Below are 14,190 nucleotides of genomic sequence, written 5' to 3'. Positions count from 1 at the left end.
GATTCGGGAACCGATGATGGCACGGCCGGGGGCGTTCTGGGTGGCAGGGATGCTCTGCTATATTCGTAATGACGGGGGTCAGGCGCCGGTTTCGGCTGGTGCGTTCGTCGGGTTCTCGGAAACCCATTGCGTCACTGTGTTGAGGAATTCGTCATGCCCAAGGTTCTCGGTCGGTATCACATCATCAGCGAGCTCGGTCGCGGCGGCATGGGCGTGGTCTACAAGGCGGTCGATCCCAAGCTCGAGCGCTTCATCGCCATCAAGTGCCTGAGCGACGAACTGAGCAACGACGAGATCACCGTCACCCGTTTCCTGCGCGAAGCGCGCAACGTCGCGGCCCTGAATCATCCGCACATCGCACAGATCTTCCTGGCCGACGAAGACGAGGGCAAGCCTTACTTCGTGATGGAATTCATCGATGGCGAATCGCTGGCCGACCGCCTCGAGCGCGATGTCCGCCTGCTGCCCGAGCAGGCGCGCCGGATCATTACCGAATGCGCTCAGGCGCTGAAGGCCGCGTGGGAAGAGAACATCGTCCACCGCGACATCAAACCCGGCAACATCATGATCGATCGCCGCGGACGCAGCGTGCTGACCGATTTCGGCATCGCCAGCATCGTGCATCCCGATGCCGAACAGACCACCAGCAAGTACATCATGGGGACGCCCGGCTATCTGCCGCCCGAGGTGATCACGGGCAAGCCCGCCGATCACCGGGGCGACATCTTCGCCCTGGGCGCGGTCTATTACGAGATGCTGGCCGGCAAGCGTCTGGTGCCGGGCTCGGGCCTGGAAGACACGGCCCGCACCCTGCTGGCCTCCGATTTCCCGGAACTGGGCGACCTCGACGAGACGCTCGACGAGAAGACCTTCGGCGTGCTCGGTCGGATGCTCGCGCCGGATCCTTCCAAGCGCTATCAGGATTACGACGCCCTGCTGGCCGACCTCGGCGTGGCCAGCGAGATTTCCGCCCAGGCAGCGCCACGTGCCCCCGCGCCGCCGCCCGTCGATGCGCCGACCGCCGTGACCCCGGCGCCGGCGGTTGCATCGGCCGGCGAGCCGTCCAAGGTCGCGACCCAGACCATCGATCCCACCGTGGTCCAGCCTCCGATTACCGAGACCTCCGTGCCGGCTCGCAGCGGTTCCAAGGCCGGTCTGGCCGTGTTCGTCGTGCTGGTTCTGGTGGGTCTGGCCGCGTCCGGCTTCGCCGTGGTGAAGTTCGCCCCGGCCCAGATCGAGCGGGTCACGGCCATGCTCGGTCTGAGTTCGGACGATCCGATCGACCAAGGCGAGGTCACGGTGGCGGGCAGTCGCGTCAACGAGACGATCGACGATTTCCAGGACGAGCCGGCCCGCCCGCTCTCCGAGCCCGCGCAAACGACCGTTGCCCAGGAGGCCGACGCACCGGTTTCCGCGCCTTTCGGGCAGGAACCGGATTCGGACCCGGGTCTGGAAACGAGCGAGGCCGGCGAGCCAGGTTCCACGATCGAGCGCGGGCTGGTCGATCAGACGCCCATCGATACGGCCGATGCCGTGGTCAAGTCCCAGGCGGCGCCGACGGAGTCCGCCACGCTGGCGGCGGACAAGCCGCTGGTCGTCGCTTCGGTCGACCGCCGGCCGCAGACGCAGCCAGTGGACACGATGCCCGAGCCGGTGCCCGTCGAGCCCCCGCCGCCACCCGAGGGCGTGCTGGTGATCGGGCAGGGTGATGGCGCCATCACCGATCCCATGGTGCGCGCCATCGAGCAGGCCCTGACCGAAGACGGTCATGCGCTGGTCGAGCGCGGTTTCGTGCCCGGCCTTGCCGCCGTGTTGGGCGAGGCCGAGCTGGATCTCGTTGCCCTGGCCGAGCTCGGCGTGGAGGCCGGTGCTCGCTACGCCGTCATCGCCCGCGCCCTGCCGGCGGGACAGCGGCAGCTGAACTTCTACGGTCGGTCCGATACCGCCTACATCGTTCAGGCCGATACGGTGGTCTTCGACCTGGTCGAGCGTCGCCGCGTCAGCAGCACCGAAGTCGAGCAGATCGAATACACCGCCCTCAACGCCACCCAGCGCGCCCAGGCCCTGATCACCCCGCGCCTGGCCCGGATCAGCGCCGACCTCGAGGACTGAGCACCCGATCGCCCCGAACCCGATCGAAGCCCCGGGGTAGGTCGGGCCAGCGCAGGTCAAAGGCGTAGTGCGATTGGCCGCAGGCCAGAAGCGCCGCGCCGAAGACCGGCCGCGCGTGCGCCCGACGGCCGGAGCGACCCGATCACGCCAGACCTCCCTACGCGGACTACTGACCGCAAGACCTCGATCGCGTAGCAAGGATTGGTGGTGCCATCGACATGGTCTTCTATCGTTGAATTGCTGGCGATGGATTCGGCATGCGTGCGTAGTGCTTTCAGTGGCCACTGCAACGTCTCGCCATCGCATTGACGGAGAAGCCTGGCACATGGACCGTCGGCCGCGTGGGGCCGACCTACTCGTCGGGGCTTCGATGGCACCGCTTGAGGTCCTGACCGCAAGACCTCGATCGCGTAGCAAGGATTGGTGGTGCCATCGACATGGTCTTCTATCGTTGAATTGCTGGCGATGGATTCGGCATGCGTGCGTAGCGCTTTCAGTGGCCACTGCAACGTCTCGCCATCGCATTGACGGAGAAGCCTGGCACATGGACCGTCGGCCGCGCTGGGCCGACCTACTCGTCGGGGCTTCGATTGACCGCGGGGTGGATGCGGGTGGCAAGCCTTGGGGCGGGGCGATTCCCGGGTCCCTGGCCAAGGAGAACCGGATGCCGAACGAAGCCACCCCGGACCACCAGATGCCACTGAAGATCCAAACATCGACACCGCCCGATCGAAACCCTGCGTAGGTCGGGCCCACGCGCCCGACGGTCCATGCCCCAGACAACTCCGTCAACCCGACGGCGGAATGCCCCAGCCACCACAAAGAACCCGACGCACGGATACCCCAGACATCACGGTCAGCCCGACAATCGAACCCACCACCCGCCCCAATCCCGATCGAAGCCCGCGCCCGATCTCCCAAAAAAAACGCCGCCCTCGATGGGGCGGCGTCGGGTGCGAAGCGTTCGGGCCGGCGGTGCCGGCCCGCATCGATCAGAAGCGCAGTCGGCTGCGGGTGCGTTCGCGGCGGGTGTCGTCCCGCTCTTCGTATTCGGCCAGGCAGCGGCGGCTCTGGGTCACCATGGCGCATTCGAGGTAGTCGGTGATTTCCATCAGCGCGGCACGGATCGCCTCGCCGGCCGGCGTGTCCTCGTAGTTGGACAGGTTGCCGCCGAAGCCGCCCCGGTAGGCACTGAGGTTCAGGCCGCCACCGGTGGCACGCCCTTCGATGGTGCGCACGTACTCGATCTCGCCGGAGTTCGCGTTGACCACGCGGAGGTCCACGGCCAGGAAGGCCTCGGTGCGACGACCGCCGACACCGATGCCGCGAAAGCTGATGCCGCCGCCGGTCGAGCGGGTCTGCTCGTCGTAGGCGGTGATCGTGCCGAGAACGATGTACTCGGCGCCGGTCAGTTCGCCGATGCGCGCGGCGGACTCCGCCCGTACGCGGCCCGAGGCGCCCAGGTCCTGCTCGTTCAGTACCGACTCCAGATTGGAGCGTTCGACCACGCGGAATGCGCCGGTCGAAGCCAGCTCATTGGCGAGCATGCCGGACAGGTCCCAGCCCACGCCGCCGCTCCACCAGCCGGCGCCCGATTCGTTCTTGAACTCGGCCACGCCCAGCACCGGACGGTCTGCCAGGGCCGCACCGCTGGCCAGGATCAGGCCCAGCACCAGGGCCTTGCTCAGAATTCGCTTCATGATGTACTCCTCCAAACTCCACGTATTAATAAGTGTATTCACAACAGGCCGTGAATTGAAAGCCGCGTTCCACCTCTGAAAACGCAAAAACGGGAGGAAACCTGTCAACCGCCCCGACAGCTTGCAATCGGCCCTGGCCAGCGGGTACTCTGAGGGGCTTGATCCACGTTGCCTCGAGCTAGTACGCCCTCACTCAATGACTTCCAAACTTGCCGCCCTGAATGAATGGGTGGACCAGGTGGCTGCGCTCACGCGTGCCGACCGGGTCCACTGGTGTGACGGTTCCGCCGCCGAGAACCAGCGCCTGATCGAGCAGATGCTCGAAAATGGCGATCTTCACAAGCTCAATCCCGACACGCATCCGGATTGTTTCCTGCACCGCTCGGATCCCGACGACGTCGCCCGCGTCGAGCACTTGACCTATGTCTGTACGAGCCGTCAGGACGATGCCGGGCCGAACAACAACTGGATGGACCCGGCCGAAGCCCATGCCCTGATGAACGGTCTGTTCGCTGGCTGCATGGCGGGCCGCACTCTCTATGTGGTGCCCTACTGCATGGGTCCGGTCGACTCGCCCCTGTCGCGCTGCGGGGTCGAAATCACCGACAGTCCCTACGTGGTCGTCAACATGCGCCTGATGACGCGCATGGGCGCCGACGCCCTGGCTCGCATCGAGCGCGACGGAAAGTTCGTGCGCGGACTGCATTCCACGGGCGAGCTGGATCCGAATCGCCGCTACATCGTGCATTTTCCGGAAGAACTCAGCATCCAGAGCTATGGGTCCGGCTACGGCGGCAATGCCCTGCTCGGCAAGAAGTGCCACGCCCTGCGCATCGCCAGTTATCAGGCGCGCACGGAAGGCTGGCTGGCCGAGCACATGCTGATTGTCGGCATCGAGAACCCGCAGGGTGAAGTTCGCTACATCGCCGCCGCCTTCCCGTCGGCCTGCGGCAAGACCAACCTGGCCATGCTGATTCCGCCCGAAGCCTACCGTGAGGCAGGCTGGAAGGTCTGGACCGTGGGTGACGACATCTGCTGGCTGCATCCGGGCGAGGACGGTCGGCTCTACGCCATCAACCCCGAAGCCGGCTTCTTCGGTGTGGCGCCGGGAACGGGCAAGAAGACCAACCCCAATGCCCTGGCCATGCTCGATCGCGAGGCGATCTTCACCAACGTCGCCACGACCGAGGATGGCCAGCCCTGGTGGGAAGGCCTGGACGAAGGCCAGCCCGCCGTCGACTGGCGTGGCCGCGACTACGATCCGAAGAACGGTCCGGCCGCTCACCCGAACTCGCGTTTCACCGTCTCGATCAAGCGTTGCCCGAGCTATTCGGCCGAGGCCGAGAACCCCGAGGGCGTGCCGATCGATGCGATCGTCTTCGGTGGCCGCCGTGCCGGGCTGGCGCCGCTGGTCATGGAAGCCAGGGACTGGCGCCATGGCGTGCTGGTCGGCAGCGCGATGGCGTCCGAGACCACCGCCGCCGCGACGGGCCAGGTGGGCGTGGTGCGCCGCGATCCGATGGCGATGAAGCCGTTCTGCGGCTACCACTTCGCCGATTACTGGTCGCACTGGCTGAGCGTCGGTTCCAGGCTCACACAGCCGCCGCGGATCTTCCAGGTCAACTGGTTCCGCCGCGATAGCGACGGCGGTTTCATCTGGCCGGGCTTCGGCGAGAACCTGCGCGTGCTGGAGTGGATTCTGGCGCGCACTCGCGGAGAGGCCGATGCGGTCGAGACGCCCGTGGGGCTGCTGCCGACGCCGGATGCATTGAATCTGGAGGGTCTCGAAGAGCGGCCCGACCTCGAGACCCTGCTGGCGGTGGACGCCGGCGAGTGGCGCGAGGAGATGGCCTCGATCGAGGAATTCTTCGAATCCTTCGGCGAGCGCGTACCGACCGAACTCAGGGATGAGTTGGCTCGGGTGCGTGCTGGTCTGGGGGGCTGAGCGGGCGCTTTCCGGCCCGCTTTCGGTGCGAAAACGGCAGAAAACGGACCGCTTTCGCAGGATCGGGTGATGAACTCAGGCCGGGCAATAAGAATCAACGACTTGGCGGACGAACCAAGGCCTGGCCGAGGTTTACAAGTCCTTAACAAAGGCCTTTTCATCACCGAAGGATGGTGCTAGTATCGGCGCAGAGTCGGAGGGTCTCAGCCGAACTGCTGCCCGTGGGCAGTCGTTTGGCACGGGGCGTCTCCGCTCCGACACTTGCTGTCGATACTAGTATCGAATGCTGAAAAGCAAAATCAAAAGACAACTTTGGAGAGTCTGATGAAGCACAACCGTAACCCACTTGCCAAGGCAATCCATTACGCGCTGGGCGCGAGCATGGTTGCCGGCCTGGCGATGACCGCTGCCCCGGTCTCCGCCCAGGACGAGGAGGCCGCGGATCTGGATCGCGTTCAGGTCACCGGTTCCCGCATCAAGCGCACTGACGTGGAAGGCGCTCTGCCGATCCAGGTCATCGACCGCCAGCAGATCGAGCTGTCCGGTCAGACGTCCGTCGCCGACCTGCTGCGTCAGCAGCCGATCAACAGCGCCGGTTCTTTCCGTCCGCAGTCCGGTAGCTCGGCTCAGTCCTTCGCTGGTCTGTCCCTGCGCGCCCTGGGCTCTGGTCGTACCCTGATCCTGGTCGACGGTCGTCGTGCTCCTAACGCACCGAACGTCGGTACCGCTCAGGACCTGAACGCTGTCCCGCTGGCCGCTGTCGAGCGGATCGAAATCCTGGCTGACGGCGCTTCCGCTATTTACGGCGCTGACGCCATCGGCGGTGTGGTCAACATCATCACCCGTTCCGATTTCGAAGGCGTTGAAATGTTCGCCGGCATCTCCGATCCGAAGCGTGAGGGTGGTGACACCCGTGAAGCTGGCGTGATCTTCGGTGTCGCTGGCAACCGCGGCCGCATCATGGCCGGCGTGTCGAACAACAAGCGCGAAATCGTCTTCCAGCGTGACCGTGAGTGGTCCCAGGGCGGTGCGTCGATCTTCTCGAACAACTTCCTGACCGCGGGCTTCAGCTTCCTGAACAACCCGACCTACGGCGCTGCCAACGTTCCGGGCTGCCAGGGCCCCGGCTTCTTCATCAACGGCTCTCTGTGTGCGTATGACTTCACGCTGCAGGCCGCTGACGAAGCCGAGACCGAGAACCAGTCCCTGTTCGCTCGTTCGCGTTACGACATCAACGCTGACTGGAGCCTGTACGGCAACTTCGGCCTGAGCCGCGTGACCTCTTTCGGTCGTTACGCTCCGGTGCCGTCTTCGCCGTGGCTGGTCGGTGGCTTCGGCGCCATCGTGCTGTCTCCGGGCCTGCCGAACCACCCGGCGACCCCGCCGAGCGCTGGCGGTCTGAACCCGAACTGGGAAGCCTATCAGGACCAGGCTGACAACACCCTGCTGCTGACCCACCGCTTCGCTGCCAACGGTCCGCGTGACACCAGCACCGATGCTCAGGTCTATGACATCGATCTGGGTGTTCAGGGTCGCCTCGGCAACTTCGACGTGGACGCCGGCATTCGCCGCACCGAGTCGCAGTACAACGAGCTGGGCCGCAACTACATCGTGTCTGCGCTGGCGCAGCCGCAGTTCGACAGCGGCGCGTACAACATCTACGATCCGTTCAACGTCCCGCAGGACGTGCTGCAGTCGTTCACGGCCACCATCAACCGTGACGCCCGCTACGTCTCTCGCCAGGCTTACGCTCAGGCTTCGACCGATCTGTTCGACATGGCCGCTGGCCCGGTCGGCTTCGCCTTCGGTGCCGAGTACCGTGACGAGAACTACAAGGACATCTACGATGACCTGCAGGCCAACGGCAACATCACCGGTTCCGCCGGTAACTCTGCCTTCGGTGCTCGTGATCAGTGGGCTGTCTTCGCAGAAGCTGCCTTCCCGATCCTGGACACCCTGGAGCTGAGCGTTGCTGCTCGCTACGATGACTACTCCGACTTCGGCGATGCCTTCAGCCCGAAAGTGGCTCTGCGCTACCAGCCGCTCGACGAGCTGACCATCCGCGCTTCCTGGGGTCAGGGCTTCCGCGCTCCGCCGCTGGAAATTCTGGCAGCTCAGCCGTCCTTCTCGGCTGACCCTGTGGTCGACGCTGCAACCGCAACGGCCTTCGGCGTTCCGACGACCGAGTCGGTCCAGATCACGGCCTTCTCGATCGCCAACCCGAATCTGCAGCCGGAAGATTCCGAGCAGTTCAGCCTGGGTGTGGCTTTCGAACCGTTCGATTGGCTGAACGGCTCGATCGACTTCTGGAACATCGAAATCGACGGCCGTGTGGCTGCCATCGGTGCCCAGACGATCATCAACTGCCTGGCCGGCACCACCACCAACTGCCCGCCGGGGCTGAGCAACTTCCCGGTTGGTTCGTCGGGTCCGAACTCGTCGCTGGGCCTCGGCCTGCTGCGTAACCCGGACAGCGGTGCCATCCAGTTCCTGCAGCGTGGTTTCGCTAGCCTGGGTACGATCGAAACCCGCGGCTTCGACATCAACATGCGCACCAACTTCGACTTCGGTGACATGGGTCGCCTGAACAACGAACTCCAGGCCGGTTACACCTGGCGTTACGAAGTCGACAGCGGTGCCAACGTGTCCGGCGAAGCCGGTCTGCCGCGCTGGCGTGCAGTCCTGTCGAACGTGTACAGCTTCGGTGATTTCACCTTCGCGTGGAACATCAACTACATCGATTCTCAGAGCGACAGCCTGGCGGATCCGGATGTGGGCCTGCCGAGCTGGACCACGCACGACCTGCAGCTGAACTACTACACCCCGTGGGATGGTCGCATCACCCTGGGTGTGGACAACGTGGTCGACAAGGACCCCGTGCTGGATGAAGGTGAGAGCCGCGGCTTCAACTTCAGCCTGTACGATGCCTACGGTCGCACCCCGTACATCCGCTACACCCAGAACTTCTAAATCGCCTCTGGCATTTGGATCGTTCTCAAGCAGTACCACATGGCCCGGGACTTCCCGGGCCATGTGCTTTCTGAACCCCTGAAATCTTCGAATTGAAAACCTCGAGCGCCATCCGATGACCGACGCTTCCAAGTCCGCTTATTCGCACTGGTCCGACTATTGGGCCAGCGGCGCGCTGACCTCTCTGCCGCAGGACTTCGCCGGCAACTACGACGGCGAGGTCGAGCAGTTCTGGCGCCAGTGCTTCAGTCGACTGAGTGGCCGTTCGGACGCTCGCATGCTCGATGTCTGTACCGGCAATGGCCCGATTGCCCTGCTCGCCGCTCGATGGGCAGAGGAGGCGGGGCAGGCATTGTCGATCATGGCGGTGGACGCCGCCACACCTAATCCAGGGGCCCTGATCAGAACGGCCCGAGGGATCCAGGACTTGCTCGGTCGCATCGACTTCATCGCTTCGACGCCGATCGAGGCGCTGCCCTTCGATGAGGCCGAATTCGATCTGATCACCAGCCAGTACGGGATCGAATACAGCGATCTGAGCCGTTCCGCGCCCGAACTGGCGCGGGTGCTGAAGCCAGGTGGAGAACTGGCGGTCGTGACCCATGGAGCCGATTCCGACATGGTCGAAACCATGGCCAGAGAGGCGGAGGACTACGCCCTGCTGCGTAACTCTGGCGCCCTGCGTCTGCTGGGTTCCTGGGAGTCTGGGCAGCTGGCCGACCCCGATCTGGTTCGCCGTCTGGAGCCCGTCATTCGTCGCTTGTTCGAGGCCGCACGCCGGCCGGGTGCATCACCCTTGCTCGCTCAGGTCGGACAGTCCCTGCTGGGGCTGATCCGTATTTCCGCCGCCGAGCGGCGTGCGCAGAAGAGCGCCATCTCGGGCTTCCGGCGCCAGCTGTTGGCCGGCCAGGCCCGGTTGGAAGACATGCTTCGGGTCAATCGCATGATCGCCGAGTCGGACGACTGGGCCGACGCGCTGGAGGCGGCGGGTCTCGAGCCGGTCGAGACGGCGGAGCTGATGTATCGTGGCAAGCACCGCATGGGGCGAAGCCGGATCTGGCGACGCCCGCTTGCCTGATCACGTCGCCCGCGCGACGCGATTCTAGAGAATCTCCTTGCCCGTATAGCGGAAGCGGACGTTGAAGGCCACGGTGATGCGTTCCGTCTCGCCGTTGTAGGGCAGTACCTCATGCAGCAGCCAGGAGGGAAACAGCACCAGCTGGCCGGGCTGGAGTCGCAGCATGATCGGCGCGCCCCCGAATGGCCGCTTCAGGCGTGCGTTGGCCACGTCCACGTACATCATCCCGTGGTAGTTCGGGTTGATGAAGGTCAGCTTGCCCGAATCGCTGTTTGCATCGTCCCCGTCATGCCGCACGCAATAGACGCCTGACCAGGAGTGGAGCGGGTGATTGTGAGCGGCGAAGAAGCCGCCCTTTTTCGTCAGATGGAACCAGGACTCGCAACCGTAGCGCATGTCCTGGAGCATCGAGCGATCGTAGCCATTCAGCTCGGCGATGGCTCGGTAGAGCTGGGTAAAGCAGAACTCGCGCAGCTTCTGCACGCAGTCTTCCGGCCAGTCGAACAGATCGAAGCGGCTTTCGTACAGGGTGTCGTTCCGTTTCACCCGAGGCTCGGGATTGCTGTAGCGGTCTCCTTCGGCGGCGCGCGCAACGAACAGCTCGCGCAGTTCCCGGTTCAGATCATCCGGATCCGGATGGTGGGCCATCACCAGGGGAATGGCGAAGGCGGACGCGATCTGGAAGGGCTGCGGCAAGGGGTCTGCGTTGCTCATGCGAGGACTCTCGAGGATGGCTACCAGACCGGATTCTAGCAAGCTGCCGATCCGATCGGGCGCCGTCTCGAATTTGACGAATCTGGCTGATCACTTATCATGTTTGCGGGGAGTGATTTTCAGGGAGCGGCATGATTGCGCATACAGCCAGGGCGAACGTGTGGCTGGCTTCGTTCTTGTTTCTGATGCTTCAAGCCAGGGCCGACAGCCCGGCCTTTCGTTTGCTCGGGGTCGAACAGGGCCTGCCTGACAGCCAGGTGGAATCCCTGGTCCGCGACCGTGACGGCTTCGTCTGGATCGCGACGCGTGCGGGTCTGGTTCGGCACGAGGGCCAGCAACTGCGCCAGGTCCGGGTGGGTGATCGGGCCGGGACGCTCCCCGGGTCGAACATCATGGCCCTGGCACCATCGTCCCGGGGCGGGGTGTGGGCGGCCGTCTCGGGACAGGGGGTGGTGCGAGTCGGCTCCGACCTCCACGTGCAGGAGCATCTGGCACCTCGATCCGAGGGAGGGCCGCTGCCCGAGGCGGAGGTCTGGTCGATCGCCGAGGATTGTCAGGGGCAGCTCTGGCTGGCCTTCATGCGGGGTGGTGTGGGCCGATACGAGCCGACCAGCGGAGCGTTCAGGCTCTACGAGCAGACGGCGGAGCACGGCCTGAGCGAGGGCGGATTCCAGATGGCTGTGACGGTGGACCGGGGCTGCCGGATCTGGCTGGTTCAGAGCGATCAGGTCTCGGTCCTGGGTCGCCCCGGTGAGCCTCGTTTCGAGCTCGTGTCCCGGCGGCAGGCCGACCAGGCGCTGTTCACCGACCTGATCGAGCTTGCGCCGGCGGAGCTCGTGGTCGTGCAGGGCCAGACGCTGCACCGAGTGCGGGTCGCTCCGTCCGGCTGGCGCCTCGAGCCCTGGTTCGAGACAGACGGCGTGATCGTCGATGCCGTCAGGCACGGCGATGGCTGGTTGAGTCTGTCGACCTATGAAGGCCTGGTTCGCTGGCATCCCGAAGGCGGGCAGCGACGCGTGATTCGTCAACACGATGCCGTGCTCGATGGCCTGCCCAGCAACCATCTGCAGAAGCTTTTGCTCGATCACGAGGGTGGGCTCTGGGTCGCCGTGGCGCGTCGGGGGCTGGCCTATCTCCCGGCCAGTGCCAGCGCCGTGACGCGCTATCAGCGCCGGCCCGGTCAGGCACAGGGCCTGGCCATGCAATCCGTGCATGCCGTTCTGCCCGATCCCGACCCCGACCTCGTCTGGCTTGCCGGGCGGACCGAGGGCATCCAGCGCCTGGATCTGGCCAGCGGCCGGGCGCAGTCCGCGGCGGATGTCTTCGGCGCCCCCGTGCTCGACGGCCTGGATCGAATTTCGGACCTGGATTGGGCTGGCGAGCAGCTCGTCATCGGCTGGTCGAGCCGGGTGCAGCTGTTCGATCCTGCCGTCGGCCGGCTGCGGACCCTGTTCGAGCGCGCGCGGGTCGAAGATGGGACGGTGAGCTTCGTGACGACCGACGGCGCCTCGGAGGTCTGGGTGGCCAGCCACGATCGCGGGCTTCGTCGCTTCGATCTGGCCCGGAATATGGAGACTCATTTTCATTCGGAGGCCAGCCCGGCGCACGCGATCCCGAACGACGCCATCGGCGCGATGGCCCGGGATGCAACGGGCGCCTGGTGGATGGCTGCGGGCCGGCAGGTGTTCAGGTATCGGGACGGTGAGGGGTTCCAGCCGGTGCTCGGGCTGGCCCAGGGGCCGATACGCGCGCTGGCCTGGCAGGGAGAAACGCTCTGGCTCAGCAGCGACCGTGAGCTGAGCGCGTGGCGGTCCTCGGCGCGCGGCTTTCACCCGGTCGCGCAGCACGATCTGGGGCCGCTGATCCCCGGTGGACGCCCGCTGTCCTTGCTGGTGGACTCCGATCAGGCGGTCTGGCTCGTGCTGAGCAGCGGGCTGCTCCATCTCGATCTGTCAGAGGGGCCGCTGCGCTACCTGGGTCGAGGCGACGGAGTGGCGGTCGGTGAATTGATGCCGCAGGCCGCCTCGCTGCTGCCGGATGGGCGTCTGCTCGTCGGTGGAGGCCAGGGTCTGGCCCTGATCGACCGCCTGCAATTGGGCAAGGCGCAAAGAGCGCTGGCGCCGGTGCTGCTGGGGGTCAATGGCGCCGGTCAGCGCCTGCCCCTGCCGCTCCGCGAGCCACTGGAATACTGGCAGCGTGACGTGCGCCTGGAGTTCGCGAGTCCGAGCTACCTCGCGCCCGAGCGGGTCCGCTACCGGCTTCGCCTCGACGGTTGGCAGGAGGATTGGCTGGAGCTCCGTGGTCAGGGACAGCAGGTCTACACCAATCTGTCCCCCGGCGCCTACCGACTCCAGGTCCAGGCGGCGCTGCCGGGTGGCGCCTGGTCCGACAGCGGTGCTGAAATCGATTTCCGGGTGGCTCCTCCGCCCTGGCAACAAGCCCCGGCGCTGAGTGCCTACGGCGCGCTGGTGCTCGGGCTGGGCTTTCTGGGGCTGCGGGTGCATCGCCGCAGCCGAGCGCGCAATCGTGCCCTTCGGGAGGCGCGGCAGCGGCGGCGAATGGCCGAGCAGGCCAATGCGGCCAAGTCCGAGTTCGTCGCCGTGATGAGCCATGAGATCCGCACGCCCATGCACGGCATCTTCGGCATGGTCGAGCTGCTTCGCGAATCGAGCCCCGATCCCCGACAGGACGAGTTGCTCGCGACCTTGCAGCGCTCCGGGCAGCAACTCCAGCGCGTCATCGATGATGTGCTCGATCTGTCGCGGGTCGAGGCCGGGCGCTTCGAGCTGGTGGAACGGCCCTTCGAGCTGATGGCGAGTCTCGAAGCGAGCGTCGAGTTGTTCGCGCCGATGGCGGCCGGCAAGGACCTGGAGCTTCGCCTGTGCGTGGCCTCCGACCTGCCCTTGATCGCGAACGGTGACCCGGACCGCTTCGCTCAGGTCCTGGGCAATCTGTTGAGCAATGCGATCAAGTTCACCCCCGCGGGGGCGGTCGAGCTGAGCGCCCGCAGCGACCGACCGGGCCGTCTGCGCCTGACGGTGAGCGATCAGGGCCCGGGGATTCGCGCCGATGATGCCCAGCGCCTGTTCGAGCCCTTCGAGCGCCTCGATCGCGGCGCCCGTCCGCGCGGAGACGGCTCCGGCCTGGGGCTGGCCATCACGCGGCGTCTGGTCGACGCCATGGGTGGGACGATCCGCCTGGCGGACAAGCCAGCCGCCGGGGCGCGCTTTCAGGTGGACTGGCCGGAGCTTCTGGATCCCGCCAGTGTGCCGCGGCCCTCGCCGGTACTGGCCGAGCTGTCGCTGACGACCTGGCTCGATCCCGCCCTTGCCCGGTGCGTGTGGCGCCTGGCCAGGCGCTGGGGCTTTTGCTGTAGCCGCTACCGCGCGAGCCGGATGAATGGGCGGATCGCCCTGATCGACCCATCCCGCCGCCCGCTCTCCAGGGCTCTCGAGGCAGATCTGGAGGCGTTCGACGAGGTTCTGGTACTGCGCAGGCCCGGATCCTGTCCGCGCCTTCCGGTCCCGGCCAGCCCTCTGCCATGGCCGCTGACCGAGCGCCAGCTGATCAGCGCTCTGAGCGCATGCGTCTGGACAGGGCGCCACGTCGAGGCTGCGTCTCGCTCTTCCGACTAGGCGAGGCTCGCGGTAAACTCGGGGGCCAACGATTTT

At 65.8% G+C, this 14,190-nt stretch carries 7 protein-coding genes; 5 read left to right on the top strand and 2 right to left on the bottom strand.

What is annotated here, in order from left to right; genetic code table 11:
• Positions 1 to 153: 153 nt before the first annotated feature.
• The gene (locus WM2015_RS14060) at positions 154 to 2,112 is read left to right on the top strand and encodes a serine/threonine-protein kinase (RefSeq protein ID WP_049726650.1); all 1,959 of its coding nucleotides are present in this window, start codon (positions 154 to 156) and stop codon (positions 2,110 to 2,112) included.
• 992 nt (positions 2,113 to 3,104) lie between these two features.
• Here WM2015_RS14060 and WM2015_RS14055 read toward each other — a convergent pair.
• Positions 3,105 to 3,812, bottom strand: coding sequence for a CsgG/HfaB family protein (locus WM2015_RS14055; protein WP_049726649.1), 708 nt, complete (start codon positions 3,810 to 3,812; stop codon positions 3,105 to 3,107).
• 196 nt (positions 3,813 to 4,008) lie between these two features.
• Here WM2015_RS14055 and WM2015_RS14050 point away from each other — a divergent pair, with 196 nt between their 5' ends.
• The 3 genes from WM2015_RS14050 (at position 4,009) to WM2015_RS14040 (ending at position 9,805) form a co-directional block, all read left to right on the top strand.
• Entirely contained in the window at positions 4,009 to 5,757 is a 1,749-nt protein-coding gene (locus tag WM2015_RS14050) for a phosphoenolpyruvate carboxykinase (GTP) (RefSeq protein ID WP_049726648.1), read from the top strand.
• A gap of 324 nt (positions 5,758 to 6,081) precedes the next feature.
• The gene (locus tag WM2015_RS14045) at positions 6,082 to 8,727 is read left to right on the top strand and encodes a TonB-dependent receptor plug domain-containing protein (protein WP_082169781.1); all 2,646 of its coding nucleotides are present in this window, start codon (positions 6,082 to 6,084) and stop codon (positions 8,725 to 8,727) included.
• Positions 8,728 to 8,842: 115 nt separating this feature from the next.
• A complete protein-coding gene (locus WM2015_RS14040; RefSeq protein ID WP_049726646.1) occupies positions 8,843 to 9,805 on the top strand; it encodes a class I SAM-dependent methyltransferase in 963 nt (320 codons plus the stop codon).
• A 24-nt stretch (positions 9,806 to 9,829) separates the two neighbouring features.
• On the opposite strand, the gene WM2015_RS14035 is transcribed toward WM2015_RS14040, so the two are convergent.
• Positions 9,830 to 10,519, bottom strand: coding sequence for a putative 2OG-Fe(II) oxygenase (locus WM2015_RS14035; RefSeq protein WP_049726645.1), 690 nt, complete (start codon positions 10,517 to 10,519; stop codon positions 9,830 to 9,832).
• Between the two features lie 185 nt (positions 10,520 to 10,704).
• On the opposite strand from WM2015_RS14035, the gene WM2015_RS14030 reads away from it, so the two are divergent.
• A complete protein-coding gene (locus WM2015_RS14030; RefSeq protein ID WP_169751196.1) occupies positions 10,705 to 14,154 on the top strand; it encodes a sensor histidine kinase in 3,450 nt (1,149 codons plus the stop codon).
• The last annotated feature ends 36 nt before the right edge of the window (positions 14,155 to 14,190 follow it).

Source organism: Wenzhouxiangella marina, assembly GCF_001187785.1.
GTDB classification, from domain to species: Bacteria; Pseudomonadota; Gammaproteobacteria; order Xanthomonadales; family Wenzhouxiangellaceae; genus Wenzhouxiangella; species Wenzhouxiangella marina.
Note: the sequence above shows the minus strand (reverse complement) of the source record. Positions and strands in the feature narration are given on the sequence as shown.

Excerpts from the sequence above, each read along its gene's own strand:
- WM2015_RS14060 (WP_049726650.1), top strand. The coding sequence starts at position 154 with ATGCCCAAGGTTCTCGGTCGGTATCACATCATCAGCGAGCTCGGTCGC.
- WM2015_RS14055 (WP_049726649.1), bottom strand. The coding sequence starts at position 3,812 with ATGAAGCGAATTCTGAGCAAGGCCCTGGTGCTGGGCCTGATCCTGGCC.
- WM2015_RS14050 (WP_049726648.1), top strand. The coding sequence starts at position 4,009 with ATGACTTCCAAACTTGCCGCCCTGAATGAATGGGTGGACCAGGTGGCT.
- WM2015_RS14045 (WP_082169781.1), top strand. The coding sequence starts at position 6,082 with ATGAAGCACAACCGTAACCCACTTGCCAAGGCAATCCATTACGCGCTG.
- WM2015_RS14040 (WP_049726646.1), top strand. The coding sequence starts at position 8,843 with ATGACCGACGCTTCCAAGTCCGCTTATTCGCACTGGTCCGACTATTGG.
- WM2015_RS14035 (WP_049726645.1), bottom strand. The coding sequence starts at position 10,519 with ATGAGCAACGCAGACCCCTTGCCGCAGCCCTTCCAGATCGCGTCCGCC.
- WM2015_RS14030 (WP_169751196.1), top strand. The coding sequence starts at position 10,705 with ATGCTTCAAGCCAGGGCCGACAGCCCGGCCTTTCGTTTGCTCGGGGTC.